Raw genomic sequence first — 26,658 nt, 5'->3', positions numbered from 1 at the left:
GTTCTCCTATGCTATCGGGCGGACTTCGCCGCTGTTTTGGGTGCCGTAATAGATGCCGAAACTGCCGATGGAGGCTTCGCGGCCCAGCCGTTCCAGCATGGTAAGAATAGCGGGATCAGAAACATCATCGAGCGCGGTTTTGGTCAGCGGCACAAAGACACCGCGTGTCGGCGCGCCCTGCGCGGCAGAGCATAAAAACGCGATATTCTGGCGGTTGCGGCCCGCATCCTCGAAAATGGAATAGATAAAGCCGGGTTGCGCTGTCAGGCCCGCCGCATCAATCAGGCTTTGCACGGCGGCGGTTGTGCCTTGGTCTTTCACAACAGTTTCGGGCAGGGCCAGACCGCCATTGCCATCATCCACCAGCAGCACCTCGCCGTTGCGTTCAATCACGGCAGACACCACCAGATTGCTGTTCTGGGCCAGTGCCTCGGCGGACATGGCGGGGGTCACATAGGCACCGCTGGCATAACCAAGCCCGGGGTTTGCGGTTTGGTCAAAGGCCATGACAGTGCCGATCAGAATAACGTGGTCGCCTGCCTCCACGGTTTTGTGCATCGCGCAGTCGAACCAAGCCGACACATCCGCGATAACGGGCGATCCATGGGGGCCGTTTTGCCAATCGACGGTGGCAAAGCGGTCCTCGACGGGGCGGGCAAAAGTGTTGGAGATGTCAATCTGCGTCTCGGCAAGGATGTTCACCGCAAACCCTTGTGCCGCGACCAATGCATCGTAATTTTTGGACGTCTTGGCCAAGCAGACCAGCACCATCGGCGGGTCCAAAGATACGGATGTAAAGGAATTCGCCGTAAAGCCGATAGGGGCACCGTCTTTGCCATATGCGGTTACAACCGTGACGCCTGTCATAAAGCTGCCAAAGGCATTGCGCAGGTCGCGGGGGTCAAGCGGTGTCATTGCAGCTCCTTTGGGGCGGGGGGCATGGCCAGCCATGCAGCCAGATGGGCGTTTGCGACGTGCGGCGCGGTGAGCGTGACCATGTGGCGGTGCCCTTCGATGACAACTGCGTGGCCGTCCGAGGCCTGCGCGACCATGGCCCGTGACATCGCTGGCGTTGAATTGGGGTCGTCGCTGCCTGTGAGGGCCATAAAGGGGCATGTGATCTGGGCATATTGCGCCGCATAGGTCGCATCGCCCTGCGCAAAGGCGCTATAGGCGGTGGCATAGCCATTCAGATCAACGGCACCCAGCCAACCCGCGACCTGCGCACGGGCGGCGACATCAACAGCACTATCGCCAAACCAGCGCGATAGGGGCGTTTCCAGATCGACCTCACCCGCCTTAATCTGTTCTGCGCGGGCCACAACTGCCGCACGTGCAGCGGCATCGCGGCGGTAGACACCGTTGATCAGGCAAACGCGCGTGGTCAGTTCGGGATGTGTCACGGCAAAGCCACCCGCGATCAAGGCACCCATGGAGTGGCCTGCAATGTTGACAGGGCCCAGATCCAAAGTATCGACAACATCGCGGCACCACGCAACGAACGCGCCCAAATCACTGCCCGCCGCCAGAGGGCTGCTGTCCCCGTGGCCGGGCATGTCCACGGCAATCACGCGGTGGGTTTTGTACAACGCGTCGATTTGCGGTGCCCATGCGGCCGACTGCATGCCTACGCCGTGGATCAGCAACACAGGCGCGCCTGCGCCATGATCGCGCAGGGCAACTGTATGGCCCGAGTTAGACAGACGCAGGGTTGTCAACGTCATGCCCCAGCTCCTTCAGGTCTTGGTACCGATCGCCGATACGGTGATGCGGACGGCCACCAATGGAGGCACCCAGGGCGATCAGGATTTCATCCGCCGCTGGTGCATCGGCCACAGAGGTCTGGATGGTCAGATAATGCGACCGCCGCCCCCCATCGTTTTTATCCATCAAGGGGATCATCAACGGCGCATTCGCAGGGCCGCGTGTGTTGCAAAACGACAGGTAGGATTTCGCACCAACCGCGTTGCGGTAGTGGTTGCCGAAATGCAGCGTGTGGATCAGGGCCGAAGCATGCTCGACCTCGCCGTTCATACCCACGATACCGGCCTTGCCGTAGCCTTCGACCTTATCGCCGCCGCCGGCCGCATCCAGCACCATCTCGGTCAGCAAGGCACCAAGACCAGAGCCGCAGTCACTGATTTCCGGCCCCAAGTCTTCGACAAACCCACGCCCCGCCCAAGGGTTACGGATCACCGCAATCGCCGCGATCATTTTCAACGGCGTTTCGGCGGTTTTGCCGCCTTCGATCAAGGTGTTCTCGACGTGTAAAAGTGTTTTGCGAATTTCAGCTGGCATGACGGCAGTTCCTTGGAATTTCGATTTGTCTGGATCATGGTATACCATCAGACAATATGTCAATCATGTTGTTCAACCGGATTGCTTCGGCTATGCTTGGGATCATGGAAAACACTGAATTGCTGCTCGAAAAAATCGACAAAGCGCCGCAAACATTGCGGGATATTGTGCAAAACAGGCTCAGAGAGGCCATTTTAAGCGGCCAATTTGCGCCCGGTTCCCGTCTGGTTGAGCGCCCATTATGTGAGCAGCTCGGCGTAAGCCGGACAGTTGTGCGCGAGACAATCCGCTATCTGGAGGCGGAGGGGCTGGTCGAGATCATCCCGAACCGTGGTCCAATCGTGGCCACGCTCAGCTGGGATCAGGCCAAACAGGTCTATGATATCCGTCGCCAGCTGGAGGGGGCTGCGGCATGCGCCTGCGCGGAATCGCAGGGTGAGGATTTCGGGCCGAAACTGACAGCCGCGCTGGCCACTTTGCAAAGCAAAGTGAACGACACGGAATGGCGCGATTTTTTAGAGGCCACGACCCATTTTTACGAACTCATCTTTGTCGAGGCAGGCCATAGCATTGCTTGGGAGGTTGTTCAGCGGCTGAACGGGCGGATCAGCAGACTGCGCACGCTTACAATCGCTGACAAATCCCGCGAACGCGCAGGGATGAGCCACATGATCGCGATCCATGACGCCATCCTGAGTGGCGATGTGCAGCGCACGCAACAAGCGGTCCAAGACCATCTTGCGGACGCGGCCAAAGTGGCGAGCCGGTTTTTGCAGGATACACCGGTGGAGGGCGACAATGGCTAAAGGATACTGGATTGCGTTTGTCACGGTGACAGACCCCGACCGCTATGCGGGGTATCAGCGCCACGCGCCTGCAGCTTTTGCCAAATACAACGCCCGCTTTTTAGCGCGCGGCGGGGAGGCCGAGACTCTTGAGGGGCCGTGTTTTGAACGCCACGTGATCATCGAGTTCGAGAGCAAGGATCAGGCGCGCGCCTGCTACAACTCGCCCGAATACCAACAGGCCCGCAGCCACCGCGAGGCGGCCTGCACGGCAAATATAGTGATTGTCGAAGGCTTGCCTTTGGACGACACCCCTTCTTAAGGACACTGACATGGACACATTCGACGAAGACCTGTTTCTCAAGGGCTTGGCGCAGCGCAAGGCGACGCTGGGGGCTGAATATGTAGAAAACAACCTTGCCGCTGCCGATGATTTCACGAGACCGTTCCAGGAAGCGATGACCGCGTGGTGCTGGGGATTTGGCTGGGGCGATGACGTGATTGATGCGAAAACACGGTCGATGATGAACCTCTCGATGCTCGGGGCCTTAGGCAAAATGTCGGAGTGGGAGCTGCACTGCCGCGGTGCGATCACGAATGGCGTCACCAGAGAAGAAATTCGTGCAATCATCCATGTGATTGCGATCTACTGCGGTGTTCCGCAGGGGGTGGAATGTTTCAGAGCCGCCAAGAGGGTGTTTGAGCAGGAATGATCGGGCTGTTTGGCTTGAAGGCTATCGTGTAGTTCATACAGGTAAGCTTATCTTTGTGCTTTTCGTTGCTCATACCGAAAAGCGAATGCCTGCTTGGGGTATTCCCGTCATCCATTGCGGCAAACGCGAAAAATAACGTGGCTCAGGTTGACGTTGAAAGCGTGAGCTACCGGAGTTTCCGCACGGCAGGACCCAATGCCGGCGCGGCTCTCGCCTTTGTCGGCGTCTAGCCGCCGGACTGAGATGAGGGTTGCCCAAGGGCCAATGAAAAACCGGACGAAAACGCCCGGTTTTGTTTTTGACTTGGTAGTTATACGCCAGCGCAGGCGCTACTTTTTGAACGACAAGAAGCTGTCTTCGTCTCGCATCAAAAACAGGGCGACTGACGCGCCAAGGATCGGGATGGACGCAAGGAACAGCATGTTCGGGTAGGCGCCAAACGGATCAAGGATGCGTGGCAGTGACACAAGAAAGCTGGATATGTTCATCAGGGCAACCGCGCCATAGGTGATTGTTTTGAACGCGCCTGCTGCAAATGCAAGAAGCAGGATGATTTGCAAGATACCCAATGCAAGAACGATACCGGGGCCTGTGCCAAAGCCATAGAAATTCTCGAAAATGCCGGGGGAGTCTTCAGCACCGCCATAAGACGCGGGGTTCATGATCTTGAGGACAGCCCAGAGGATCATCAAAAGGAAGAGGCTGATCCGCAGGCAGAGCAGAGCGGTTTGTGTAGAGTTGGGTTTCACGTGAAATTCCAGTTTTAATAATCAAGCCAGAAGTATCTGGTCAGGTGGTTTTGAGGTCCCTTGGGAGGAAGGGTGCGGGCTTGTGGCGGTGCAGGATGCGCTGGTTATCCGCGCTTTTTGCACCATCGAAAGTCTTAGATAGGGCTTGCCTGTGCGGGTTTCATGTCACGTTATGGTGACCGGCATAATCTGGCATTTACAGGGGCTGTTCCCCGCAAGAGGCCATGCCTGAAAACACATTGCACAGCTCCGGTGCAGGGGGCCGGGGTTGACGAAACCTCTATATATCTATAAATCGCGATATATGGATAATAATGTCGCCCTTGATGCCTTTGCAGCCCTTAGTCAGGCGACCCGACTTGATGTGTTTCGTCTTTTGATCAAGGTGGGCGAGGCAGGAATGACAGCAGGTGACATCAGCGCCGCGTTGGAAGTGCGCCAGAACACCATGTCGGCCAATCTTGGGGTTCTCGCACGGGCTGGTCTGATCCGCAGTGAACGTGAAGGGCGCAGTATCCGCTACTTTGCCGATGTAGAAGGCACCCGCGATCTATTGTCGTTCCTGATGGAGGATTGCTGCGGCGGTCATCCGGAACTGTGCCAACCTTTGGTCAAGACGTCGGTCCGCAATGACTGACGGGCCGCCGGTCTATTCCGGCATCACATATGCAATGTCCGAGGCAGATGCTCTCACAGCTTAGGAAATTTTAACATGACCGATTTACCAACTCCCCAAGCGGCAGGGCTGGGTGCATTTGAACGCTGGTTGTCCCTTTGGGTGGCGCTGGCCATCGGGGCGGGGCTTGTGCTTGGTAATCTTTTCCCCTCCACTTTCGAGATGCTTGCCGGGCTCGAGATTGCTTCGGTCAATCTGCCGGTAGCGGTGCTGATATGGGCGATGGTCTATCCTATGATGGTGGGCGTGGATTTCTCGGCGCTGCGACAGGTCGGGAACAAGCCAAAGGGACTGGCGGTCACCTTGGTTGTGAACTGGCTTATCAAACCTTTTACCATGGCTGCGTTGGGCGTGTTGTTTTTCAACTATGTTTTTGCCGGCCTGATCCCGCCTGACGATGCCCAAGCCTATCTTGCCGGTGTTATCCTGCTGGGGGCCGCGCCCTGCACGGCTATGGTTTTTGTCTGGTCCAACCTCACGCGTGGGGATGCGACCTATACGCTTGTGCAGGTCAGCGTGAATGACGTGGTGATGGTGTTTGCCTTTGCCCCGATCGTGGCGTTCTTGTTGGGGGCAACCAATATCGTTGTGCCGTGGGATACGCTGCTGTTATCGGTCGGGCTTTACGTGATGCTACCGCTTTTGGCAGGGTATCTGACGCGGCAACGGCTGATCGCCAAAGATGGAGAGGCGGCTGTAGAGGCCTTCAAATCCCGCGTTCAACCTTTTTCGATCATCGGCCTGTTGGTGACCGTCGTCCTGTTGTTTGCCTTTCAGGGAGAGGTGATTTTTGACCGCCCCTTGGTGATTGCCCTGATTGCTGTGCCGTTGCTGATCCAGTCGTATGGCATTTTCTTTCTCGCCTACGGGGCTGCACGGGCGTGGGGTATTCCCTTTAATGTGGCAGCCCCCTGTGCGCTGATCGGCACGTCCAATTTCTTTGAATTGGCCGTTGCCGTTGCGATCAGCCTGTTTGGCCTAGGCTCGGGGGCCGCGCTGGCAACGGTTGTTGGTGTGCTGGTTGAAGTGCCGGTGATGTTGTCGCTTGTGGCTTTTGCGAACCGGACACAGCACTGGTTCCCCACGCAAAAGGGGTAGGCAGGCTTAATAGCCTGCAGCCTGCCCATCCTTGCGCGGATCCGATCCCGCCGCATAGCCTCCGTGATCAAGGCGTTGCACCAATTGCGCGCCGCCAAATCCGAACGCATTGTCCGGCGCTTCGATCTGGACGACGTGGCCAAGGCTTTCCAACCCCTCCAACAAGGCGGCTGACATTGTCGGTTCGCAGGCGATTTCCAGCCCCTCGATCGCGCGCCAGCGCGGCGCGTCTGCCGCCGTCTGGGGGTCTTGTCCCCAAAGCTGCGTGCGTAGCAACAGCTGTACATGTCCCTGCGCCTGAATTGGTCCGCCCATCATGCCAAATGCCATCAGAGGCTTGCCGTTCTTCATGGCAAAGCCGGGGATAATTGTGTGGAAGGGGCGTTTGTTCGGGCCGACCTGATTGGGATGACCTTGTTGGGTGGTAAAGCCAAAACCACGGTTCTGCATGGATATTCCCGTGCCCGGCACCACCACACCTGATCCAAAACCGGCATAGTTGGACTGGATGAAACTGACCATCATTCCCGACGCATCTGCGGTACTCATCAATACGGTTCCGCCCCGTTTGGGGGCCCCTGCGCCAAAGTCTTGAGCGCGGTCATTCTCGATCAGCGCTGCGCGGGATTTGAGATATGCAGGGTCCAGTAAGGCGGTCTCGTCCACTTCGGTCATGTGATCGCGGTCGGCGACATAGGCGTCAAGGTCGCGGTAGGCCAGCTTGATCGCCTCGATCTGTAAATGCACCGCCAAAAGGTCGTCAGGCCCGCAGTCGCGGATGGAGGTGTGCTCTAACATACCAAGGGCCATCAGGGCTGCGATGCCTTGGCCATTGGGCGGGATTTCATGCAGTTCGACATCGTCAAATGTCTGGCTGATCGTGCCGCACCAATCATTCCGGTGCGCGGCAAGGTCGGCCACGGTCATCGCGCCGCCATTTTCTGCTGCATGGGATGCGATGGCCTGTGCAATCTCGCCTTCATAAAACGCACGCCCCTTGGTGGCGGCAATGGCGCGCAATGTTTTGCCCGCGTCAGGGTTGCGGAAACGCTCTCCGGCTTTTGGAGCGCGACCGCCCGGCATGAAGGTTGCCGCAAACCCGGGTTGATCCTTCAAAACCGCAGCGCCTTTTTCCCATAGCGCGCCAATCACGGGGGATACGATAAACCCTTCCTCGGCATAGCGGATCGCAGGGGCCAGCACGGTTTCCAATTCCAGTTTTCCGAATTTCTCGGACAGTTCGACCCAAGCGCTAACCATGCCGGGAACGGTCACGGCGTCCCAGCCGTGCTGGGGCATTTCACCTACGAAACGGTCCGGCGTCCATGCGGTGGGTGAGCGCCCCGAGGCATTCAGCCCGTGCAGCTGCTGCCCGTCCCAAAGGACGCAAAACGCATCCGACCCAAGGCCGCAGCCGGAAGGCTCGACAATTGTGAGCGCCGCAGCGGTGGCAATTGCCGCATCCACCGCATTGCCGCCCTGTTGCAAAATCGCAAGCCCTGCCTGCGTGGCGAGAGGCTGCGATGTGGCGACAACATTATCGGCCAGCACAGGGGAACGGCGGGAAGGGTAGGCGGCATCATGACGTAGGTGCATCGGACGGTCTTTCATTTGTTTTCTTATTGTTTTGAAGATGGCTGCGGATGGCCCAACCAACCGAGACAACGGCAGCCAGCAAAAAGAGCGCGCTGATGGGGCGGGTGAAGAACAGGCTGATGTCCTCATTGGTCATCAAGGCGCGGCGGAGGTTTGTCTCTGCAATGGGGCCAAGGATGACGCCCAGAACCAGCGGAGCCAGAGAGTAGCCAAGCGCGCGCAGCGCATAGCCCGCGATCCCGATAAAGATGAGCAGGTATAGGTCAGTCACGCGGTTGTTCAGGGCGAAGGTGCCCACAACACAACAGGTCATCACCACCGGTACGATCAGCCATTTTGGCACTTCGGTTACGCGCAAGAACAATCGCATCGAACAGACAGACACGACCAGCATCATGAAAGAGGCCACAACCATCGCGATGAACATCCCGTACACCAGATCTGCGTGGTCAATGATCAACCTCGGCCCCACAGAAATCCCGTGCACCATCAAAGAGGCCATCAGGATCGCATCTACAGCCGAACCGGGAATGCCCAGACCGATCAGCGGGATCAAACCACCGCCCGCGGTTGCGGAATTACCCGCCTCTGAGGCGACGATGCCGTCCGGCTCGCCGGTGCCAAAGCTGTCGGGGTTCTTTGATGCGCGCTTGGCCCGATCATAAGCCACAAGATTGGCGATAGAGCCGCCCGCACCGGGCAGGGCACCGATCAACACGCCGATGATCGAGGACCGCAGCAGGTTCACGGGCCGCATCAGGACTTCTTTCATCACGGCCCATGTGTAAAACTCGATCGCGCCGGTGACCAGCGCGTTGCCAGACCGCACATTGCTCGCGTCTTCGACTTCGGACACCAATTGGGAGATCGCGAAGATCCCGATCAGCACGACCAGAAAGGGCAGGCCGGTTTGTAACATCTCAAACCCGAAATCGAACCGTGGCCGCCCCATCATCGGGTCCGGCCCCACGGTTGAAATCGCAAGCCCGATCAGCCCTGCCAGAATGCCGCGCATCACAGAAGCCCCCACAAGGCTGGCCACAATCGTAAGCGCAAAAACAATCAGCGAGAAATACTCCCACGGGCCCAACCGCACGGCAAATAGCGCCAGTGGCGGTGCCGCGAAAATAAGAACGACGGTGGAAATCACGGTGCCAAAGAATGATGCCCAAACCCCCAAGGATAACGCACGGCCCGGCTGGCCCTTGCGCGCCATGGGAAAGGCATCAAATGTGGTAGCCACCGACGATGGCGTGCCCGGAATACCCAAAAGCGCAGCCGAGATCAGCCCGCCCGTATAGCCGCCAACATAGACGGACAGCATCACGGAAATCCCCTGTAACGGCTCCATCGTAAAGGTCAGCGGCAGCGTCAGGACAATCGCCATGGTGACGGTAAAGCCCGGGATCGCGGCCGCAACAATGCCCGCGATAGAACCGGCAAGCATGTAAACCAGTGTGGCAAGCGTAAACACCTGCGCCGCACCGTTTAGAAAATCTGCCATGTCACAGAGCCCCTTTGGGAAGAAAGACAGTAAAGACCTCGGCGAACAGCCAGTTTAGCCCGAAGGAAAACACCACAGCCACAACCACGGCCAAGGCGACGGATTTGGCGCTGCGCGGCATCAGGATCAGTTGCAAACACAACAAGAAGACAAAGCTGGCGATCGAAAACCCGAGCAGAGGGGTGGCCAGCAGGTAGATCGAAAAGGCACCAAGGCTGATAAACACAAGATAACAGCGGCGAACCCACGCGGCACTTTGGCGAATGAAGTCACCATAGGCGGCCTTGGGAATGTCGCGAAGCGCGCCGAAAATGGCCCCTGCGGACATCAGGGCAATCAACGCGAAAATTATCGTCGGAAAGGCCCCCGCGCCCAACGCCTCAAAGCGCGAGGCGGGGATGGTGCGGGCTGCGACGAGCAACCCGACCGAGCCGACAAACAAAACCACATAACTCAAGAGGCGCGCAATCTCGCCCGCCTCTTGCGTCTTTATGTCGGGCGTGTCGCTCATTGAGCGAGAACCGAAGACAGGGACTTTACGGTGGCGTCAAGGCTGCCCAGATAGGCGCTGTATGCATCCTGACCGCGGAACAAGACGTCGGCACCTGCACCTTTGGTTTGCTCGATGTAAGTCTGGTCTTTGGATAGCGCCTCAAGTGCGGCTTCCATGCTATCGCGCGCTTCCTGAGGGGAGCCTTTTGGCATGACAATGCCGCGCGTCACGTTCAGCTCGAGGTCTTTGCCCAGTTCTTTGAATGTTGGCACATCGGGCGTTGCCGCCATCCGCTCCGAAGAGCCGACCGCCAGAAACGTCAGATCACCATTGTCGGCAAATTGCTTGGATGAGCTGATATCGCCAATGGCAACGTCAAGGTTGTTGCCGATCAGGGCGCGAATACGCTCGCCGGTGCCTTCATAGCCGACATATTTGAACTCAAGGCCAAATGCTTGCTCGATCATAGCGGCATGCAGATGGGGCACGCCGCCCAAAGTCACGCCCATGGTGATCGTACCGGGGTTGGCCTGCGCATAAGTGACGAATTCTTCAAAGGTGCTATAGTTTTTATTGATGCTGGCCACGAGATATTGGGGCGAGGCGGTCATCAGGGCGACGGGATCAAAATCGTCCCATGTCAGATCGGTAATGCCGGTTTCAGACGCGACCAGCAGGCCTTCATGCACAAGACTGATGGTATAGCCATCCGCCGCGCGGCGCGATGCTTCGCGCAGGCCCACCGTGCCACCGACACCGGGCATGTTGATGATTGGCGTCTCGACACCCAGAAACGGCGCGATGTTATTGGCCACTAGGCGCATCAACGTGTCCGATCCCCCACCCGGAGACCACGGCACGATAAATTCAACCGCGCGGTCGGGGTAGGTTTCGGCTCCAGCCGGGGTGGCGGCGATGGTTGCTGCAGCAAAAAGCGCGGCAATGCTGTTTCGGATGTTCATGTTTTCATTCCCTGTTCGGATTTGGCAATTATCATTATTGTTCACTGTGGTGAAACGCTAACACAAGAAATACGCAGGCAAAGCGTTAAATTCTTGCCATTAATTCCAGTTTTGCTAATTTTAAATCATGGATACGCGGCAACTTGAAACCCTTTTAGCGATCGAACAGCACGGCGGCTTTGCGGCGGCTGCGCAGGTTGTGAACCTGACGGCCTCGGCGGTCAGCCAACAAATCACCGCCTTGGAAGCAGAAATCGGTGCGGAATTGTTTGACCGTTCGCGCCGACCGCCCATGCTGACAGCCAAAGGAATTGAAATGGTGCGCTCTGCGCGCTCGATCCTGAATATAGTGAGCGAAACCAAAGCCTCGGTAACCGCTGGCCGGGTGCGGGGCACGATGGCTTTCGGGTCTTTGCGTACCTTTTCCAACACGGTTGTCCCTACGGCTTTGGCTGCTTTGCGCACCAGATACCCTGAATTGAACTTTCGCCTTCGGGTCGGCAAATCCGAAGAGCTGATGAACAATGTCGCCTCCGGTCAACTCGACGCGGCTTTGGTCGCGGATCACGTCACTGTGCCCGGCACGCTGCGCTGGACGCCCGTGATCGAGGAGCCTCTTGTGGTGCTGACGCCGACAGGCTGCGGAGATATGTCGTTGGAGGATCTTGTGCGCAACGTCCACTTTATCCGCTACCGGACTCAGGTGCCGCTTGCCCGCCAGATTGATACGGAAATGGCAAAGCTGGGGGTTGCCCTGAAACAGATTGCATCCGTCAACACGATGACGGCGGTTGTGGGCTGTGTGCGTGCGGGGCTTGGTTTTGCCGTTGTGCCCCAGATCGCGCTTGATGAGGTGACCCGTGACACGTTGGATCGGCTGCCCTTCGGCACGCCACCTATCACCCGCACGCTGGGGGTGGTGCAGCGAATGTCGTCACGCCAAGAGGAAATCACCGGCGCGCTCATTGATGCGCTGACCGAACTTTAAGCCGCTTGGTTGTGGCCGTCAGGTGTTGTTGTGATGGCATAGGGCGCTGCCTGTCTGACAATATCTGCCAGATCTACAACGCCATGCGCCAATCGCGCACCTGCAGTGACCGGTCCGGCCAATAGCTTGTCAATTGCGGCGGCCGCAGGCAGGACGGGGACAAAAGGCCCATGATCGTTGCGTGCGATAAGACACCACTTGGAGTGTCGCGGCAGGTCGTTTTCGTCGCGGCCGGTGATATCAACCATCATTCCACCGCTGTCCGATGTCGTGAGGCGCGTGATACTACGCGCTTTTAGCAGCATGGGGATCAGCCATCCAAGCTGGCCAATCAGGCCGCGTTTGCGCAGCGCGGCAAGTGTTTCGATCCCCAGTTGTTCCAGTCGGGATTCAAGCCCCGCAGAAAAGCTCACGCGCGACCTCACATTCAGCATCCGGCCCAAATGCTCTGCATCAAAGGTCTCGACGGCGGCAACACGGCGTTTTCCCAGACCAGGAATGACAACCTTATGCGGCGCGCCCCAGCCTGTGGTGTGGTCCAGATGGCCCGAACGCCAGATCGGCACATCCCGCCCTGCATAGCTCAGGATTGCTTCGATGACCGACCGTCCCACCGCGCTTTTGCCGCCGGGGGTGATACAGATATCAATCGTATCGACGTGGTGCCAGCCTTTGGTCAGCTGCTGCACCACACAGGTTGACAGCGTCGGGGTCGAACTGGCTCCGGCCAGCGCGGCAACACCGTGATCGCGTGCTATCCCGTCCAAAGCGCTGAGAAAATCGGTGAGGTAATCGCGCGCATCCGCCAGATCGACAAAATGCGCCCCATTGCGCAGGACAATGCGCGCGGTGTCATAGCCAGCCCCCTGAAACGGTCCAGAGCAATCCACAACGGCAAAGGGTTTGATCTCTTCCAGACGCTCTTGCAGGTTTGTCGCGCAATCGAGGCCCACGGGGTGCAGCGGGGCAAGGCTATCCTTTATGCTCTGGATGAAATCCGCTGCCCGTCCCTCCGCGCGGGAGGAGACAAATAACGCCACATCTGCACGGGTGCTAAGGTGGCGCACCAGCCGTTTGCCGAAAACCCCTGTGCCGCCAATGACCAGAATGTTTTTCAAGCTCATAGCACAAACCTGTCGCGCTGTTCTGCAGTGGGGGCGATGCAGGTCTTTGATTTGCCAAAAATCCTATACCGGTTGCGCGCAATGAGGCCATAGGCGGCGTCCCGTAGGGGTTTAGGGACAAAGCGCAGGGCAGGGGCCAGCCGCGCGATCCCGTTCAAATGGCGTGCCAGTGCAATCACAGCGTCCGAAGCCTCAAGCGCGCGGCCCTGTTCAATAAACAAAAAAACTGGTTGGATCATCAGGGTCTATCCCGTGCCTGAGAGCCAACGCGCGGCCCGCCTCTGATTGAATGGCGATAAACCGGATCTGTGGCGCTTTCTCATGCCGAAGCGTGTATTGAACCCCGCGGCCGCACAAAACGCAGTGGCTATCAAATACCCAGATCGGACCGGCCTGTGTGTCCATCATTGTTTCGCATCCTCGAATACGGCATCCTGAGACAGGATATTTCCAAGTATTTTGTGGTCCAAGCGCATGGAAAAGCGGAACTTGCCCGCGCCCAGATCGTGGTGGCCAATCACCAGCGCGCCGGGGGCGACCAGACGCGGAATACGCAGATGGCGGCCGAAAACGGAAAGGAAATAATGATCGCTTTTGAACAAAAGGGCGCTGGCCTCGACGCTGACTTTCAGAGCCATACCAATACCAAAACCGATATATTCCTCTAATCCGGTCGGACCGGCAAAGCGCTTCGAGCTATGGATCATCTGCGGAAACCCCGAGGCGCGGCCGTATTGCCGTATCCAGAATTGGCCGTTGCCAGCGACATCTTCGGTCACAATCACCACCGCGGGCTTGCCCAGGCAACTGAGGTCATAGGGCAGTGGTGCCCCGATCAGCCGCGCAGCATGGGCCAACAGCCTGCCTGCCGGATTCATCTTCATTTGGGTGACCACGCCCCTATATACGACGCTGCCACCGCGATGCACCCGTTTGCCAAACCGGCGGCGGATCGCAGGCGGAAGTTTGGCCCAGTTTTTGCGGCCCAGCAGCTTGCTGAAGCGGTGATCTTCCAGCGGAAGGTCGGGGTGGGGGATGTTTTGAAATTGCATTGGATCTTACCCGAAAAGAAAACATGAGGAGCGACGCGGCTGCGTCCTATTCCGATTTCTTTCCGGTGACCGTGAGGCGCGACAGCACTTTGCGGATCATCGAGAATCTATTTATGCCATTTATTTCTGTCATAACAGAAATAAATGGCATAAGAGGATCTAGGTCAAGAGAATACTGTGTTAGTCCGGTAATACCGCTTGGATTTGTTGTTGTGGGGCATGGCAAATGAGGCGTGCGCTGGCGGGTTTGGGTCTTTAGTCAGCGGTGCTGCGGTCATCGAACGGCCGAATGGAAATCCGCGATAATGCGATTGTGTGATACTTAAGTTTGCATTGCGCACAAGTATTGGGCATTTTGATCGGTATGGATTTTTTACACGTCACTCACAGCAATTTTTTGATTGTGATGGCCTGTGTTGTCGCACTGGTTGCGGGCTTCACTGGCTTATCGCTCACACGCGATTTGGCCAGCAAACCAGTGTTCCAAAAGAAAGCGTCAGTGGCGCTGGCCTCGATTGCGTTGGGCGGTGGTATCTGGGCGATGCATTTTGTCGCGATGCTGGGACTGCAGATGCCGATTATGTTTTATTACGATGCGGCGATTACGCTGGTCTCGGCGCTGACGGCAATTCTGTTGGTGGGGGCGGCGTTGATATTGCTGCATTTCGCCGAACGCACGCCAAGGATCATTACGCTGGCTGGTGTTATCGTCGGTGTGGGTATTTTGGTGATGCATTATATCGGCATGGCGGGGCTCGAGCTGTGCCGGGCGGTCTATACGGCTGCGGGGGTGGGGTTTTCCTCTGTTGCCGCGATTGCCCTATGTGTGCTGGCGTTTTGGGTAACTTATGCAAACCGTACAAAGCGCAACATCGTGCTGGGCACCTTCTGCTTCGCGGTGGCGGTTTCGTCGGTGCATTTCCTTGCCATGGCGGGCACCAATTTCGTGGCCACACCGAACGTACCGGATTTCGGCCCCACCATGAGCAACGAGACATTGGCGCTGGGCGTTATTTTCTTCAGCTTCATGATTTTCGGCGCCTGCCTATGGGTCAGCGTAACCTACCTTGTGGCGCCCGCTACGTCCCGACCCGTGCAAGAGGTCGAGGTGCAGCCGACACAGGCCCAGCCGGTCACCGGATTGCAGATCCCCTGTGAGCGGGATGGCGCAAAAGTCTTTGTCCGCTCCGACGATGTTTTTTTCCTGCGCGCTGATGGGCATTACACTCAGGTCTTCACAGCGGAAGGGCAACTGTTCTGCGCATGGCCTGTGACCGAAGCCTCCAAACGGCTGCTACCGGCCGGATTTTTGCAAACCCACCGCAGTTATCTGGTCAACCCGCACCACATCGCGCGGTTCGAACGGACAAAGGACAAGGGCCAATGCATCTTTGAGGGACGTGATATCCCCGCAGCGCCCGTCAGCCGTGCCAAGCTGAAGCCGATACAGGATGCGCTGGCGGCGCAGGTCGGCGCAATTCGTGCGTGATGGGGCGCATTTCGTGCAAATTAACTGTGTTTCATTGATTTTCTGATGCCATCGCATGCAGCCGTATGCAGCATTCTTTCCAAGAAGACATTGGCTTTGAGGGAGGAAGAAGCAGATGATTCCAGTCGAATTCGACTATTACCGACCCAAGGATATGGCAGGTGTATTGTCACTCCTTGAGGAACATGGCGATGACGCGCGTGTTATGGCGGGCGGGCACAGCCTGATCCCCATGATGAAGCTGCGCATGGCAGGTGTCCCGCATTTGATCGACCTGCAAGACGTGGGCGGACTGTCTGACATCGAGATCACGGGCGACACTATCAAGCTGGGCGCGCTGGTAACACAGGCAGACATTATTGATCACGTAGAGCTGGCCAAAACGGCCCCGATCCTACGCGAAGCGGCGTTGCAAATTGCGGATCCGCAAGTGCGTTATATGGGGACCATCGGCGGTAATGTTGCAAACGGTGATCCGGGCAATGACATGCCGGGCCTGATGCAGTGCCTTGATGCCACCTTTACCCTGATCGGCCCTGATGGTGAGCGCCAAGTGGCGGCGCGCGACTTTTATGAAGCGGCCTATATGACCGACCGCGAAGATGACGAGGTCCTGACCGCCATCAGTTTTGCACGGCCCCAAGGTGGCTATGCTTATGAAAAGCAAAAGCGCAAAATCGGTGACTATGCCACCGCTGCGGCCGCTGTGCAGATCGTAAAGCAGGACGGTAAATGCAGCAGTGTCTCGATCGCGATGACCAACCTGAGCGATACCCCGATTTATTCCGAAGACGCGGGCGAAGCACTGGTCGGTACTTCCGTTGATAAGGCGGCATTGAAAGCGGCGGTCGCAGCCATGCTGGGTGATATTGACCCTTCCGAGGATAACCGCGGACCTGTCGCATTCAAGAAACACGTGGCGGGCGTGATCCTGAGCCGCGCCATCGAGCGTGCGTGGTCGCGGGCCTAACCGGCTCCCGATTATCCGCCCGACAAGGCGCAATACCCCTCTAGTAGCGAAACGGCCGGGTCCTGACCCGCCCCGAGTAGCGAAGCGATAGGCAAATAAGGAAACGACCATGTCAAAGAAACATCACGTCACATTGACAGTGAACGGCAAACAAGAGGAGTTCCTTGCGGAACCGCGCGAACTTCTCATCTACACGCTGCGCGAGCGGCTCAATATCACCGGACCGCACATCGGCTGCGAAACCACGCATTGCGGGGCCTGCACCGTTACCATCGACGGCAAGTCGGTGAAGTCCTGCACCATGTTCGCGGTTCAGGCCGAAGGAACAGAGATCACAACCATCGAAGGTATCGGCACCCCTGACGAGCTGCACCCGCTGCAGGCCGCATTCAAGGAACACCACGGCCTTCAGTGCGGTTATTGCACACCGGGTATGATCACCCGCGCGACCAAGCTGCTCGAAGAGAACCCGAACCCGACGGAAGAAGAAATCCGCTTTGGTATGGCTGGCAACATCTGCCGCTGCACGGGCTATCAGAACATTGTTAAATCCATTCAGGCCGCGGCGTCGGAAATGAATGCAGCCAAGGAGGCCGCAGAATGAAGGACGAAATTACACGCGAAGAACGGGTCGATAACCTCAAAGGTATGGGGTGTTCACGCAAGCGGGTCGAAGATGCGCGCTTTACCCAAGGCAAAGGCAACTACGTTGATGACGTAAAGCTTGATGGTATGCTGTTTGGCGACTTTGTGCGCTCTCCCTATGCTCATGCGCGCATCAAAAGCATCAATTCCGAGGCCGCGCTGAAGGTTCCTGGTGTGATCGCGGTTCTGACCGCTGATGATCTGCGCCCCTTGAACCTGCACTGGATGCCGACACTGGCTGGTGACAAACAGATGGTGCTGGCAGACGGCAAGGTTCTGTACCAAGGTCAAGAAGTTGCATTTGTTGTGGCCGAAGATCGCTATGCGGCTGCAGACGGCATGGACGCTGTTGAAGTCGAATACGAAGAGCTGCCCGTCATCGTCAGCCCCTTTGAGGCGCTGGAAACGGATGTTGTTCTGCGCGAGGATCTGGTGGCCGAAGACGGCTCGATCCCTGATGGGGCCCACGGCCCACGCAAACACCCCAACCACATCTTCACATGGGAAGCGGGCGACCGCGCGCCCACTGAAGAAGTCATAGAGAACGCCGAAGTCGTTGCCGAAGAAAAGATGTACTACCACCGCACGCATCCGTGCCCCTTGGAAACATGCGGATCGGTTGCCTCCATGGACAAGGTCAACGGCAAGCTGACGCTTTGGGGCACCTTCCAAGCGCCCCATGCGATCCGTACCATCGTTTCGCTGATCTCTGGCCTTGAAGAGCACAACATCCGTGTGATCAGCCCCGACATCGGCGGCGGATTTGGTAACAAGGTCGGCGCTTATCCGGGGTATGTCTGTACCGTTGTGGCCTCTATCGTGACGGGCAAACCTGTCAAATGGATCGAAGACCGCATGGACAACCTGATGACCACCGCTTTTGCGCGTGATTATCACATGACCGGCAAAATCGCGGCGACCAAAGAGGGTAAAATCACCGGTCTGCACTGTCATGTGACAGCCGACCACGGTGGCTTTGACGCCTGCGCGGACCCGACCAAGTTCCCCGCTGGTTTCATGAACATCTGTACCGGTTCCTACGACATCCCGACCGCCTATCTAGAGGTCGACGGCGTTTACACCAACAAGGCACCGGGGGGCGTTTCTTATCGTTGTTCCTTCCGTGTGACCGAAGCTGTGTATTTCATCGAGCGCATGATCGAAGTGCTCGCGATCAAGTTGAACATGGATGCAGCCGAGCTGCGCCGGATCAACTTTATCAAGAAAGAGCAGTTTCCCTATAAGGCCGCGCTTGGTTGGGAATACGACTCAGGGGACTATCACACCGCATGGGACAAGGCGCTCAAGGCCGTCGATTATGACGGGCTCCGCGCCGAACAGGCCCAGCGTGTGGAGGACTTCAAAGCAGGTAAGACCCGCTCCATCATGGGCATCGGTCTGAGCTTTTTTACCGAGATCGTTGGCGCGGGTCCGGTCAAAAACTGTGACATCCTTGGTATGGGTATGTTCGACAGCTGTGAAATCCGTATCCACCCGACGGGATCGGCTATCGCACGACTGGGCACAATCTCCCAAGGGCAGGGGCATGCGACAACCTTTGCGCAGATCCTTGCGACAGAGATCGGCCTGTCTGCGGATAGCATCACGATCGAGGAAGGTGACACCGACACGGCACCTTACGGTCTGGGCACCTATGGCTCACGATCCACACCGGTTGCCGGTGCTGCGGCTGCTATGGTTGGGCGCAAAATCCGTGCCAAGGCACAGATGATCGCGGCCTATCTGCTCGAAGTACACGACAGCGACGTGGAATTCGATGTGGACCGCTTTGTCGTCAAAGGCGCGCCTGAGCGCTTCAAGACGATGAAAGAGATCGCCTATGCATCCTACAACCAGCCTATTCCGGGTCTGGAGCCGGGCTTGGAAGCGGTCAGCTATTACGATCCGCCAAACATGACCTACCCCTTTGGCGCATATGTCTGCGTCATGGACATCGACGTGGACACGGGCGTCACAGATATCCGCCGCTTCTATGCGCTGGATGACTGCGGCACGCGGATCAACCCGATGATCATTGAAGGGCAGATCCATGGCGGTCTGACCGAAGCACTTGCTGTCGCCTTGGGCCAAGAGATTGCCTATGACGAGCTGGGTAATGTGAAGACGGGTACATTGATGGATTTCTTCCTGCCGACGGCATGGGAAGTCCCCAATTACGAGACCGACTACACTGTCACTCCCTCACCGCACCATCCCATCGGTGCAAAGGGTGTCGGCGAAAGCCCCCATGTGGGCGGTGTGCCTTGTTTCTCGAATGCGGTGCAGGATGCCTTCCGCCCGTTCGGTAACACGCACACTGATATGCCGCATGATCACTGGCGTATTTGGCGCACGGCCAACCAGCTTGGCATGCACGACTAGTCGCAACTGGCGGGGTGCGTACACGCACGCATCCCGCAAGGATATATTTTATGACCTGGACTGACTTACAAACCGCTTTGGCGGAACAGGGCTATGTTGCCTCTGATGATCTGGCTGTTGCTTTGCAATTGGCGCTGTCGCTTGGCCGTCCCCTCCTGCTTGAAGGCGCTGCCGGTGTCGGCAAAACCGAGATCGCGCGCACGCTGTCTGTGGTCAAAGACACCCGATTGTTGCGCCTGCAATGCTACGAAGGGCTGGATGCTGCGCAAGCGATTTATGAGTGGAACTACCAGCGCCAACTGTTGACCATCCGCGCCGCCGCCGAAGATGGTGAAACCGGAAAAACCGTCGAAGACCGCATCTTCTCGCGTGATTTCCTGCTCGAGCGCCCGCTTCTGGCGGCCATCACCCAAAAAATGCCGCCCGTGCTGCTTATTGATGAAATCGACCGTGCAGACGAGGAATTCGAAGCCTACCTGCTTGAAATCCTATCGGATTTTCAGGTCTCCATCCCCGAGCTGGGGACAATCAAGGCCGTGACCCGCCCGATGGTGATCCTCACTTCAAACGGCACGCGCGATCTGTCGGATGCCCTGCGCCGCCGCTGCCTGTATACTTACGTGGAATATCCCGACCGCGAGACCGAGCTTGCCATTCTCAAGGCCCGCTGCCCGCAAATCGAGGCCCGCTTGGGCGATCAGATCGTGGGCTTTGTGCAGAAGTTGCGCGAAGAGGAACTGGAGAAAGTGCCCGGCATCGCCGAGATGCTCGACTTTGCCGCTGCTCTTATGGGGCTTGGCATTGCCGATCTCACCGCCGATCCGGCTGTGCTGCAATCAACGCTCACAACTTTGCTGAAAACCCAAAGCGATCAGGCCCAGATCACACGGGATGTGGCCGCGCGTATCGCAGGTAAAGCCGCATGAGCCGCGTGACGAAATTCGCAAGCCGCGACGCGGGTCCCGCCGCGCGGATTGTGGGTTTCATCGCGCATCTGCGCGAGAACGGGCTGCGCCTTGGTGTGGCTGAGGCGGATCTGGCCATGGCAGCCCTTGCCGAGGTAGAGGCCATCCGCCCCGACGACAGTCGCCGCGCCCTACGCGCCGTTTGTACGGGCTGTAAAGAAGAAGCCGAGCGTTTCGACGATTTATTCAACAGCTACTGGATGGACATGGGCCGCGTGCGGCAAAAATCTGTGCCCAGCCAGTCAAACCCGGCCAGGGACAGCATCCATTCTTCCCGCGATGCCAAGGGCGAAGACGCTGCGGCCTCCGGCTCCAGCACGGCCCCCGATGACACGGGCGGGGAGGCAGAAAGCGATGGCACCGGCAAACTTATCGCCAGTGAACAATGCAATCTGGCGCAAAAGGACCTGCGCGATCTGGTCCGCCCAGAGGAAATCGCGCAAGCCGAAGACGTGGCCCGCCGGATCGGGGCTGCCCTGCGCGACAAACGCTCGCGCCGCCGCATTGCTGCGCGCAAAGGGGACCGCCTGCATTTCCGCAAGACCATCCGTCAAAGCTTGGCCACAGGCGGAGAGCCTCTGCGCCTGCTGCGTAAAAACCGCCCCGACCGCACCCGCAAGATCGTGGCGCTTTGCGATGTTTCCGGCTCCATGACGGTCTATGCCCAAGTATTTCTGGCCTTTCTCGCGGGGCTGATGCGTGCGGATACGGCAGCGGATGCCTACCTGTTTCACACCCGTCTTGTGCGCATCACCGAAGCCCTGCGCGACAAAGATGCCATGCGGGCCATCGGACGTATGTCTTTGATGGCAGACGGTTTTGGCGGCGGCTCCAAGATCGGGCCATCGCTGATGCGCTTTGCGGAAACCTACGCCAAACGCTTCGTGGATGGGCGCAGTGTCGTGATGATCCTGTCGGACGGTTATGACACCGAAGATCCACAGATGATCGCGCAGGCCTTGGAAAAGCTCAAGAAACGTGGCTGCAAGGTGATCTGGCTCAACCCGCTCAAAGGGTGGAAAGATTACGCGCCTGTGGCGGCTGGCATGGCCGCGGCCTTGCCACATCTTGATCTGTTTTCGGCGGCAAACACCCTCGGCGATCTCGCCGGACTTGAGAAGGAGCTGGCCAGCCTATGACCCCAGCAGAAGTTCTTTCCACCGATCTGGCCGAAGCCGCGCAAGAACTGCGCGCGCGGGATGAAGCCTTTGCCTTTGCCACCATCGTGCGGACAGCCGGATCTACGGCGGCCAAACCGGGTGCCAAGGCTTTGCTGGGCGCGGATGGGACGATTGTGAACGGCTGGTTGGGCGGTGGCTGTACCCGCGGGGCGGTCAAACGCGCAGCGATGCAGGCCCTGCGGGACGGCACGCCACAGCTTATCTCGGTCGCTCCCGAAGACCTGCTGGCCGAACGCGGCGTGTCCGCCGGAGACGAGGTGGATGGCACCACATTCGCGCGCAATGGCTGCCCGTCTCGTGGCACCGTCGACATCTTTATTGAGCCGTGCCTGCCCACGCCTCAGCTGGTGGTGATGGGCGCATCCCCCGTGGCCGAAGCCATTCGCACGCTGGCCTCGCCTTTTCGTTTTGCGATGACGCATACCCCCGATCAGGACCGGCCTGACCGGCAAAGCTTTGTCATCATTGCCACGCAGGGGCAGGGGGATCTGGACGCGCTCAAGGCCGCTTTGACCTGCAATTCCACCTTTGTCGCCTTTGTCGGCAGCCGTCGCAAATACGCGACCCTTGCAGAAAAGCTGGCGGCGGCGGGGTTTGATCAAGCCGCGATCGACAGCGTGAAAGCTCCCGCAGGGATCGACCTTGGTGCGGTGACGCCCGAGGAAATCGCCCTGTCGATCCTTGCCCAATTGGTGCAGGTCCGCCGCGCCGCAGTAAAGCAATCCGATGGTTGAGGTCTGCGCCATTCTCCTTGCTGCCGGTCTCTCGCGCCGGATGGGCGACCGCAACAAGCTGTTGTTGCCTGTCGCAGGTGTGCGGATGATCCGGCGCATGGTCGATACCTACCGCGCAGCGATCAACGGGCCCGTGATTGTGGTCACAGGGCATGAGGCCGAGGCCGTGGCAGCCGCACTTGAGGGGAGCGAGGCGAAATTGGTCTTTAACCCCGATTTTGCCCAAGGTCAGCCCACCTCGGTGGCCTGCGGTCTGCGCCATGCACCAGAGGGCTATGACATTCTGATTGGCCTTGGCGATCAGCCGTTTTTGACAGGCGATGATCTGAACACCTTGATCGCAGCCCATGCCGCCGCAGACCCTACGCGCATCTCGATCCCGATGATGCAAACACAGCGCGGCAATCCGATCCTTGTTCCCTCATCGCTCAAGGACCGCCTGCTGGCCGATCCGCGCGCGCCGGGATGTAAAAAATTCACCCGTGAGAACCCCGATCACGTCCAGTTTCTCACAATAGCTGCGCAAGGCTTTTACGCCGACATCGACACGCCCGAGGCTTACCGCGCACTCACATCAACCTTGGAGACTTCGACATGAAAACGCTCAGACGGATCACGAACGGTTTGCGTCGCAAGATGACGTTGACCCCTGAACAAGCCGAACAGCTTGCCACCATTAAATTCCCCTGTTGTTAAAAAGGAAACACCCATGGAACTTTCAGACGAAATCATCATCAATGCCCCCAAAGAGCGCGTTTACGCGGCGCTAAATGACCCCGAAGTCCTGCGCCAGTGCATTCCGGGCTGTGAAGAGCTGATCAAACATTCCGATACAGATCTCGAAGCCAAGGTTGTGTTGAAAGTCGGTCCCGTTAAGGCAAAATTCGGCGGCGAGGTGCAGTTGGATACCTCAGGTGCGCCCGATGCCTTCTCTCTCACGGGGCAGGGCAATGGCGGTGCCGCGGGCCACGCCAAGGGCGGTGCGGATGTGACGCTGACGGCGGACGGACCGGATAAAACCATCCTGCGTTATGAGGCCAAGGCCGAAATCGGCGGTAAGCTGGCCCAGTTGGGCGGCCGCCTGATCCAGAGCACGGCGAAAAAACTGGCTGGCAAATTCTTCAAGTCTTTTGCCGAAGTGGTTGATGCAGACGTTGCTGCCTGACAGTCTCACCTATGCCGAGCACGCCTCGGATATCATCGAAAAGGCGGCCGCTCTGATCGGAGCGGCCCGACCTTTTGCTTTGGTCACCTCCCTGTCGATTGAGGGTGGCGCCGCACGCAACGTCGGATCGCTTGCCTTGGTCGAACAGGGCGGGGCCATGACGGGGTATCTGTCGAACGGCTGTATTGACCGCGACATCCAGCTACATGCCATGGATGCGCTTGAGACGGGGCAGCAAAAACTGATCCGCTATGGCGACGGGTCGCGCTATGCCGACCTGAAGCTGCCCTGCGGTGGCGCGCTGACCGTGCTGATTGATCCTGCGCCGGACACGAAAGCAATCGTGCAAGCACAAGCACAGTTTACAGCGCGGCAGCCCGCGACATTGACGTTTCGCCCTGACGGGCAGGACGTGGACCATAGTTTTACCTATACTCCGCGTCACCGTCTGGTTTTGGCCGGACGCGGTGCGATCTTTCGCTCTATGGCGCAGATCGGCCATGCGATGGATTTCGACATCCGCCTGCTTTCCCCCGATGTCGAAGACCTCAAAGCCGTTGGGCATCTGTCCAGTGCCGCAGCGCTTCACCTGACCACTCCGGTCGCAGTGCCCCGATTGGATATGCTGGATGCGGGCGCTGCCTTTTTGACGCTATTCCACGACCATGATTGGGAGCCATACCTGTTGGCCGCCGCGCTCGAGACACCCGCGCATTTCATCGGCAGCCTTGGCAGCAGGCGTACCCATGCGCTGCGATGCGCAGCCTTGGAGGAAATGGGGATTGCGCCAGCGTCGTTGGACCGGTTGCACGGGCCAATCGGACTGGTGCCTTCGCTGCGCGATGCCTCCTCGATTGCCGCTTCGACGTTGGCGCAAATCATCGCGGTTTTCCAACACAGCGGATAGCCGCTGCCGTCCCTGTCTATCCTGAAAACTGCCGCGCGCTTATTCGTTGGACCGATTGTGCCAATGTTGTTAATATCCCCTTAGGTTGTATCGGGACAGATGCGAAAGAAACGCTGCCCGATCATACTGTTCCGCAACAGTTCTGAACATGGGGATAATCATGAAATTAATCATTGGCCTTGATGGCCAAAGCACGGGCGAAAAAGCGCTCGACTTTGCTAAAACCGTTGCCGCGACCAGCTCGGGATGTGAGCTGATTGTAGTCTATGTTATTGAATGGTCTCCGTTTTCTTTCCATTCGGCAGAAGAGAATGCAAGACGTCACAAACGCCGTGAAGAAGAGATTCAGATCGCCAGAGAGCGCGTATTGGAACCTGCATTGGCGTCATTGGCCAAAGAGGGGCTCACAGCGCGCGGTATTGTACGCCACGGCGATGTTGCCGACACAATCGACAATATTGCCCATGCTGAAGGTGCCACACAGATCATTGTGGCGCGGACCGGTACAGGCGGGTTGAGCAAACATATCTTTGGCAGCTCAACCGCAAATCTCGTGATGAACGCCCGCGTTCCAGTCACTGTCGTCGCATAAGGAGCGCAAAATGACCCGAGTTTATTCCATCATCTGCGCGACGCTGGCCTTTATGGCTGTTGCGCTGCCCGCACAGGCCCAAGAGGCCGCTGCATCACTTGATGAGCGTGTTAATGCAGCCTTTGCCGGCGCTACCGGCTGGTTTGTGAACTTTATTTTTATGTCGATCCCGGGCACGAATTTCCCTTGGATCGTGATGTGGCTTGTTATCGGTGCCACCGTATTTACCATCTATTTCAGCGTCGTTCAGTTCCGCTTTTTCGGCCATGCCATCAGTCTGGTAAAAGGCGACTATTCCGATCCCGAAGACGCTGGCGAAGTCAGCCACTTTCAGGCGCTGGCCACGGCGCTTTCGGGCACTGTGGGCCTTGGTAATATCGCAGGCGTTGCGGTGGCTGTGGGCATCGGCGGGCCGGGGGCTACATTCTGGATGATCCTCGCAGGGCTTCTGGGCATGGCGTCCAAATTCACCGAATGCACATTGGGTGTGAAATATCGCAACGAAAATCCCGACGGCTCTGTGTCCGGTGGCCCGATGTATTACATCGCTAAGGGCTTTGACGAGCTGGGTCTGCCGGGCGGTAAAATCCTTGCGGTGCTGTTCTCGATCTTTTGTATCCTTGGTGCCTTCGGCGGTGGCAATATGTTCCAAGCGAACCAAGCCCACGCACAAATCACCCAGATCACTGGCGATTTTCCGGGCTGGATTACCGGCGTCATCTTTGCAGGTGTCGTGTTTGCGGTAATCGTTGGCGGTATCAAATCCATCGCGCGTGTCACCGAAAAGATCGTACCTTTCATGGGGATACTCTATGTCGGTGCGGCTCTTGTTGTGTTGATCGTTAACTACAACCTGATCGGTTGGGCCTTTGGCCAGATCTTTGCGGGTGCCTTTACCGGGCTTGGCGTTGCCGGTGGTCTGGTCGGAGCGCTGATCCAGGGCTTCAAACGCGCGGCCTTCTCGAATGAGGCGGGCGTCGGCTCTGCTGCCATTGCCCACTCGGCGGTTAAAACCAGCGAACCGATCACCGAAGGCTTTGTGTCCCTGCTTGAGCCGCTGATCGACACAGTGGTGATCTGTACCATGACCGCATTGGTTATTGTGATCTCGCAACAGCTGATCATCGACCCTGCGACAGGCAACTATGTCCTCAACGAAGCAGGCACAGCTATCGCAACTGTGGGCGATGCCAGCGGCGTTGCACTGACTTCTGCGGCATTCGGATCGGCCATCGGCTGGTTCCCTTATGTGCTGGCTCTGGCGGTGATCCTGTTTGCTTTCTCGACGATGATCTCGTGGTCCTATTACGGGCTCAAGGCATGGACCTTCCTGTTTGGCGAAGGCAAAATGACTGAGCTGGTGTTCAAGGTCATATTTTGCATCTTCATCGTTATCGGTGCGGCAGCAAGCCTGGGCCCTGTTATCGACTTCTCCGATGCGGCGATCTTTGCCATGGCGGTGGTCAACATCTTCTGCCTCTATTTCCTGATGAAAGTCGTCAAGGCCGAGCTGGCATCCTACAGCGCGCGCCTGAAATCAGGCGAGATCAAAAAGTTCACGCATTAAAACGCGGATAATATGAAATGCGA

General features: G+C 57.9%; 29 protein-coding genes. 18 read left to right on the top strand and 11 right to left on the bottom strand.

Annotated elements, in window-relative coordinates:
- Window positions 1-6: 6 nt before the first annotated feature.
- Genes ABJM03_RS07320 through ABJM03_RS07310 form a run of 3 tightly spaced genes read right to left on the bottom strand, consistent with a single transcriptional unit; the run spans window position 7 to window position 2,298 of the window.
- Window positions 7-915, bottom strand: coding sequence for a flavin reductase (locus ABJM03_RS07320; protein WP_348416746.1), 909 nt, complete (start codon window positions 913-915; stop codon window positions 7-9).
- A complete protein-coding gene (locus tag ABJM03_RS07315) occupies window positions 912-1,724 on the bottom strand; it encodes an alpha/beta hydrolase (protein ID WP_348416745.1) in 813 nt (270 codons plus the stop codon). Before ABJM03_RS07315 ends, ABJM03_RS07320 begins: the two co-directional genes overlap by 4 nt.
- Window positions 1,696-2,298 carry an amino acid synthesis family protein gene (locus tag ABJM03_RS07310; protein ID WP_348416744.1) on the bottom strand — a complete coding sequence of 201 codons (603 nt, stop codon included), beginning with the start codon at window positions 2,296-2,298 and terminating at the stop codon, window positions 1,696-1,698. Before ABJM03_RS07310 ends, ABJM03_RS07315 begins: the two co-directional genes overlap by 29 nt.
- A gap of 56 nt (window positions 2,299-2,354) precedes the next feature.
- On the opposite strand from ABJM03_RS07310, the gene ABJM03_RS07305 reads away from it, so the two are divergent.
- Genes ABJM03_RS07305 through ABJM03_RS07295 form a run of 3 tightly spaced genes read left to right on the top strand, consistent with a single transcriptional unit; the run spans window position 2,355 to window position 3,796 of the window.
- Entirely contained in the window at window positions 2,355-3,104 is a 750-nt protein-coding gene (locus ABJM03_RS07305; RefSeq protein WP_348416743.1) for a GntR family transcriptional regulator, read from the top strand.
- Window positions 3,097-3,405, top strand: a complete 309-nt coding sequence (locus tag ABJM03_RS07300; protein WP_348416742.1) for a DUF1330 domain-containing protein — start codon at window positions 3,097-3,099, stop codon at window positions 3,403-3,405. The genes ABJM03_RS07305 and ABJM03_RS07300 overlap by 8 nt, the downstream gene beginning before the upstream one ends.
- Window positions 3,406-3,415: 10 nt before the next feature.
- Window positions 3,416-3,796: a carboxymuconolactone decarboxylase family protein gene (locus ABJM03_RS07295; protein ID WP_348416741.1), complete on the top strand. Its 381-nt coding sequence runs from the start codon at window positions 3,416-3,418 to the stop codon at window positions 3,794-3,796.
- A 329-nt stretch (window positions 3,797-4,125) separates the two neighbouring features.
- Here the strand turns inward: ABJM03_RS07295 and ABJM03_RS07290 are convergent, their stop codons facing one another.
- Window positions 4,126-4,545 carry a hypothetical protein gene (locus tag ABJM03_RS07290; RefSeq protein ID WP_348416740.1) on the bottom strand — a complete coding sequence of 140 codons (420 nt, stop codon included), beginning with the start codon at window positions 4,543-4,545 and terminating at the stop codon, window positions 4,126-4,128.
- Window positions 4,546-4,849: 304 nt separating this feature from the next.
- Here ABJM03_RS07290 and ABJM03_RS07285 point away from each other — a divergent pair, with 304 nt between their 5' ends.
- A complete protein-coding gene (locus tag ABJM03_RS07285) occupies window positions 4,850-5,182 on the top strand; it encodes a metalloregulator ArsR/SmtB family transcription factor (protein WP_348416813.1) in 333 nt (110 codons plus the stop codon).
- 75 nt (window positions 5,183-5,257) lie between these two features.
- Entirely contained in the window at window positions 5,258-6,319 is a 1,062-nt protein-coding gene (arsB, locus tag ABJM03_RS07280) for an ACR3 family arsenite efflux transporter (RefSeq protein ID WP_348416739.1), read from the top strand.
- A 6-nt stretch (window positions 6,320-6,325) separates the two neighbouring features.
- On the opposite strand, the gene ABJM03_RS07275 is transcribed toward arsB, so the two are convergent.
- The 4 genes from ABJM03_RS07275 to ABJM03_RS07260 are packed head-to-tail and all read right to left on the bottom strand — an operon-like array spanning window position 6,326 to window position 10,874.
- Window positions 6,326-7,915, bottom strand: coding sequence for a gamma-glutamyltransferase family protein (locus ABJM03_RS07275; RefSeq protein WP_348416812.1), 1,590 nt, complete (start codon window positions 7,913-7,915; stop codon window positions 6,326-6,328).
- Window positions 7,899-9,419 carry a tripartite tricarboxylate transporter permease gene (locus ABJM03_RS07270; protein ID WP_348416738.1) on the bottom strand — a complete coding sequence of 507 codons (1,521 nt, stop codon included), beginning with the start codon at window positions 9,417-9,419 and terminating at the stop codon, window positions 7,899-7,901. Before ABJM03_RS07270 ends, ABJM03_RS07275 begins: the two co-directional genes overlap by 17 nt.
- A 1-nt stretch (window position 9,420) precedes the next feature.
- Entirely contained in the window at window positions 9,421-9,930 is a 510-nt protein-coding gene (locus ABJM03_RS07265; protein ID WP_348416737.1) for a tripartite tricarboxylate transporter TctB family protein, read from the bottom strand.
- Window positions 9,927-10,874: a tripartite tricarboxylate transporter substrate binding protein gene (locus tag ABJM03_RS07260; RefSeq protein WP_348416736.1), complete on the bottom strand. Its 948-nt coding sequence runs from the start codon at window positions 10,872-10,874 to the stop codon at window positions 9,927-9,929. The genes ABJM03_RS07265 and ABJM03_RS07260 overlap by 4 nt, the downstream gene beginning before the upstream one ends.
- Before the next feature lie 127 nt (window positions 10,875-11,001).
- Here ABJM03_RS07260 and ABJM03_RS07255 point away from each other — a divergent pair, with 127 nt between their 5' ends.
- A complete protein-coding gene (locus ABJM03_RS07255) occupies window positions 11,002-11,862 on the top strand; it encodes a LysR family transcriptional regulator (RefSeq protein WP_348416735.1) in 861 nt (286 codons plus the stop codon).
- On the opposite strand, the gene ABJM03_RS07250 is transcribed toward ABJM03_RS07255, so the two are convergent.
- The 3 genes from ABJM03_RS07250 to ABJM03_RS07240 all read right to left on the bottom strand — a co-directional run bounded on the left by ABJM03_RS07250 (window position 11,859) and on the right by ABJM03_RS07240 (window position 14,038).
- Window positions 11,859-12,986 carry a hypothetical protein gene (locus ABJM03_RS07250; RefSeq protein WP_348416734.1) on the bottom strand — a complete coding sequence of 376 codons (1,128 nt, stop codon included), beginning with the start codon at window positions 12,984-12,986 and terminating at the stop codon, window positions 11,859-11,861. The two genes, ABJM03_RS07255 and ABJM03_RS07250, sit on opposite strands and share 4 nt — an antisense overlap.
- The gene (locus ABJM03_RS07245) at window positions 12,983-13,225 is read right to left on the bottom strand and encodes a DCC1-like thiol-disulfide oxidoreductase family protein (protein WP_348416733.1); all 243 of its coding nucleotides are present in this window, start codon (window positions 13,223-13,225) and stop codon (window positions 12,983-12,985) included. The genes ABJM03_RS07250 and ABJM03_RS07245 overlap by 4 nt, the downstream gene beginning before the upstream one ends.
- A 165-nt stretch (window positions 13,226-13,390) precedes the next feature.
- On the bottom strand, window positions 13,391-14,038 hold the full coding sequence (locus ABJM03_RS07240) for a DUF4166 domain-containing protein (RefSeq protein ID WP_348416732.1): 648 nt from the start codon (window positions 14,036-14,038) through the stop codon (window positions 13,391-13,393).
- Window positions 14,039-14,402: 364 nt separating this feature from the next.
- On the opposite strand from ABJM03_RS07240, the gene ABJM03_RS07235 reads away from it, so the two are divergent.
- The 12 genes from ABJM03_RS07235 to ABJM03_RS07180 all read left to right on the top strand — a co-directional run bounded on the left by ABJM03_RS07235 (window position 14,403) and on the right by ABJM03_RS07180 (window position 26,635).
- Complete coding sequence (locus tag ABJM03_RS07235; RefSeq protein WP_348416731.1) at window positions 14,403-15,527, top strand: MHYT domain-containing protein; 1,125 nt, start codon at window positions 14,403-14,405, stop codon at window positions 15,525-15,527.
- A 115-nt stretch (window positions 15,528-15,642) separates the two neighbouring features.
- Window positions 15,643-16,497, top strand: a complete 855-nt coding sequence (locus ABJM03_RS07230) for a xanthine dehydrogenase family protein subunit M (protein WP_348416730.1) — start codon at window positions 15,643-15,645, stop codon at window positions 16,495-16,497.
- Window positions 16,498-16,606: 109 nt separating this feature from the next.
- On the top strand, window positions 16,607-17,101 hold the full coding sequence (locus tag ABJM03_RS07225; RefSeq protein ID WP_348416729.1) for a (2Fe-2S)-binding protein: 495 nt from the start codon (window positions 16,607-16,609) through the stop codon (window positions 17,099-17,101).
- Window positions 17,098-19,524: an aerobic carbon-monoxide dehydrogenase large subunit gene (locus ABJM03_RS07220; RefSeq protein ID WP_348416728.1), complete on the top strand. Its 2,427-nt coding sequence runs from the start codon at window positions 17,098-17,100 to the stop codon at window positions 19,522-19,524. The genes ABJM03_RS07225 and ABJM03_RS07220 overlap by 4 nt, the downstream gene beginning before the upstream one ends.
- A 50-nt stretch (window positions 19,525-19,574) precedes the next feature.
- The gene (locus tag ABJM03_RS07215; RefSeq protein ID WP_348416727.1) at window positions 19,575-20,450 is read left to right on the top strand and encodes a MoxR family ATPase; all 876 of its coding nucleotides are present in this window, start codon (window positions 19,575-19,577) and stop codon (window positions 20,448-20,450) included.
- Entirely contained in the window at window positions 20,447-21,628 is a 1,182-nt protein-coding gene (locus ABJM03_RS07210; protein ID WP_348416726.1) for a VWA domain-containing protein, read from the top strand. The genes ABJM03_RS07215 and ABJM03_RS07210 overlap by 4 nt, the downstream gene beginning before the upstream one ends.
- Complete coding sequence (locus ABJM03_RS07205; protein ID WP_348416725.1) at window positions 21,625-22,404, top strand: XdhC family protein; 780 nt, start codon at window positions 21,625-21,627, stop codon at window positions 22,402-22,404. Before ABJM03_RS07210 ends, ABJM03_RS07205 begins: the two co-directional genes overlap by 4 nt.
- A complete protein-coding gene (locus tag ABJM03_RS07200; protein WP_348416724.1) occupies window positions 22,397-23,002 on the top strand; it encodes a nucleotidyltransferase family protein in 606 nt (201 codons plus the stop codon). The genes ABJM03_RS07205 and ABJM03_RS07200 overlap by 8 nt, the downstream gene beginning before the upstream one ends.
- Window positions 23,003-23,113: 111 nt before the next feature.
- Entirely contained in the window at window positions 23,114-23,569 is a 456-nt protein-coding gene (locus ABJM03_RS07195) for a carbon monoxide dehydrogenase subunit G (RefSeq protein ID WP_348416723.1), read from the top strand.
- Complete coding sequence (locus tag ABJM03_RS07190; protein WP_348416722.1) at window positions 23,550-24,476, top strand: XdhC family protein; 927 nt, start codon at window positions 23,550-23,552, stop codon at window positions 24,474-24,476. Before ABJM03_RS07195 ends, ABJM03_RS07190 begins: the two co-directional genes overlap by 20 nt.
- A 160-nt stretch (window positions 24,477-24,636) precedes the next feature.
- A complete protein-coding gene (locus ABJM03_RS07185) occupies window positions 24,637-25,068 on the top strand; it encodes a universal stress protein (protein ID WP_348416721.1) in 432 nt (143 codons plus the stop codon).
- Window positions 25,069-25,078: 10 nt separating this feature from the next.
- On the top strand, window positions 25,079-26,635 hold the full coding sequence (locus ABJM03_RS07180; RefSeq protein WP_348416720.1) for an alanine/glycine:cation symporter family protein: 1,557 nt from the start codon (window positions 25,079-25,081) through the stop codon (window positions 26,633-26,635).
- The last annotated feature ends 23 nt before the right edge of the window (window positions 26,636-26,658 follow it).

The organism is Sulfitobacter sp., assembly GCF_039977885.1.
Lineage (GTDB): Bacteria > Pseudomonadota > Alphaproteobacteria > Rhodobacterales > Rhodobacteraceae > Sulfitobacter.
Note: the sequence above shows the minus strand (reverse complement) of the source record. Positions and strands in the feature narration are given on the sequence as shown.

Bases quoted from the DNA above. Each gene is read 5' to 3' on its own strand.
- ABJM03_RS07320 (WP_348416746.1), bottom strand. From the start codon at position 915: ATGACACCGCTTGACCCCCGCGACCTGCGCAATGCCTTTGGCAGCTTT.
- ABJM03_RS07315 (WP_348416745.1), bottom strand. From the start codon at position 1,724: ATGACGTTGACAACCCTGCGTCTGTCTAACTCGGGCCATACAGTTGCC.
- ABJM03_RS07310 (WP_348416744.1), bottom strand. From the start codon at position 2,298: ATGCCAGCTGAAATTCGCAAAACACTTTTACACGTCGAGAACACCTTG.
- ABJM03_RS07305 (WP_348416743.1), top strand. From the start codon at position 2,355: ATGTCAATCATGTTGTTCAACCGGATTGCTTCGGCTATGCTTGGGATC.
- ABJM03_RS07300 (WP_348416742.1), top strand. From the start codon at position 3,097: ATGGCTAAAGGATACTGGATTGCGTTTGTCACGGTGACAGACCCCGAC.
- ABJM03_RS07295 (WP_348416741.1), top strand. From the start codon at position 3,416: ATGGACACATTCGACGAAGACCTGTTTCTCAAGGGCTTGGCGCAGCGC.
- ABJM03_RS07285 (WP_348416813.1), top strand. From the start codon at position 4,850: ATGGATAATAATGTCGCCCTTGATGCCTTTGCAGCCCTTAGTCAGGCG.
- arsB (WP_348416739.1), top strand. From the start codon at position 5,258: ATGACCGATTTACCAACTCCCCAAGCGGCAGGGCTGGGTGCATTTGAA.
- ABJM03_RS07275 (WP_348416812.1), bottom strand. From the start codon at position 7,915: ATGCACCTACGTCATGATGCCGCCTACCCTTCCCGCCGTTCCCCTGTG.
- ABJM03_RS07270 (WP_348416738.1), bottom strand. From the start codon at position 9,419: ATGGCAGATTTTCTAAACGGTGCGGCGCAGGTGTTTACGCTTGCCACA.
- ABJM03_RS07265 (WP_348416737.1), bottom strand. From the start codon at position 9,930: ATGAGCGACACGCCCGACATAAAGACGCAAGAGGCGGGCGAGATTGCG.
- ABJM03_RS07260 (WP_348416736.1), bottom strand. From the start codon at position 10,874: ATGAACATCCGAAACAGCATTGCCGCGCTTTTTGCTGCAGCAACCATC.
- ABJM03_RS07255 (WP_348416735.1), top strand. From the start codon at position 11,002: ATGGATACGCGGCAACTTGAAACCCTTTTAGCGATCGAACAGCACGGC.
- ABJM03_RS07250 (WP_348416734.1), bottom strand. From the start codon at position 12,986: ATGAGCTTGAAAAACATTCTGGTCATTGGCGGCACAGGGGTTTTCGGC.
- ABJM03_RS07245 (WP_348416733.1), bottom strand. From the start codon at position 13,225: ATGATCCAACCAGTTTTTTTGTTTATTGAACAGGGCCGCGCGCTTGAG.
- ABJM03_RS07240 (WP_348416732.1), bottom strand. From the start codon at position 14,038: ATGCAATTTCAAAACATCCCCCACCCCGACCTTCCGCTGGAAGATCAC.
- ABJM03_RS07235 (WP_348416731.1), top strand. From the start codon at position 14,403: ATGGATTTTTTACACGTCACTCACAGCAATTTTTTGATTGTGATGGCC.
- ABJM03_RS07230 (WP_348416730.1), top strand. From the start codon at position 15,643: ATGATTCCAGTCGAATTCGACTATTACCGACCCAAGGATATGGCAGGT.
- ABJM03_RS07225 (WP_348416729.1), top strand. From the start codon at position 16,607: ATGTCAAAGAAACATCACGTCACATTGACAGTGAACGGCAAACAAGAG.
- ABJM03_RS07220 (WP_348416728.1), top strand. From the start codon at position 17,098: ATGAAGGACGAAATTACACGCGAAGAACGGGTCGATAACCTCAAAGGT.
- ABJM03_RS07215 (WP_348416727.1), top strand. From the start codon at position 19,575: ATGACCTGGACTGACTTACAAACCGCTTTGGCGGAACAGGGCTATGTT.
- ABJM03_RS07210 (WP_348416726.1), top strand. From the start codon at position 20,447: ATGAGCCGCGTGACGAAATTCGCAAGCCGCGACGCGGGTCCCGCCGCG.
- ABJM03_RS07205 (WP_348416725.1), top strand. From the start codon at position 21,625: ATGACCCCAGCAGAAGTTCTTTCCACCGATCTGGCCGAAGCCGCGCAA.
- ABJM03_RS07200 (WP_348416724.1), top strand. From the start codon at position 22,397: ATGGTTGAGGTCTGCGCCATTCTCCTTGCTGCCGGTCTCTCGCGCCGG.
- ABJM03_RS07195 (WP_348416723.1), top strand. From the start codon at position 23,114: ATGGAACTTTCAGACGAAATCATCATCAATGCCCCCAAAGAGCGCGTT.
- ABJM03_RS07190 (WP_348416722.1), top strand. From the start codon at position 23,550: ATGCAGACGTTGCTGCCTGACAGTCTCACCTATGCCGAGCACGCCTCG.
- ABJM03_RS07185 (WP_348416721.1), top strand. From the start codon at position 24,637: ATGAAATTAATCATTGGCCTTGATGGCCAAAGCACGGGCGAAAAAGCG.
- ABJM03_RS07180 (WP_348416720.1), top strand. From the start codon at position 25,079: ATGACCCGAGTTTATTCCATCATCTGCGCGACGCTGGCCTTTATGGCT.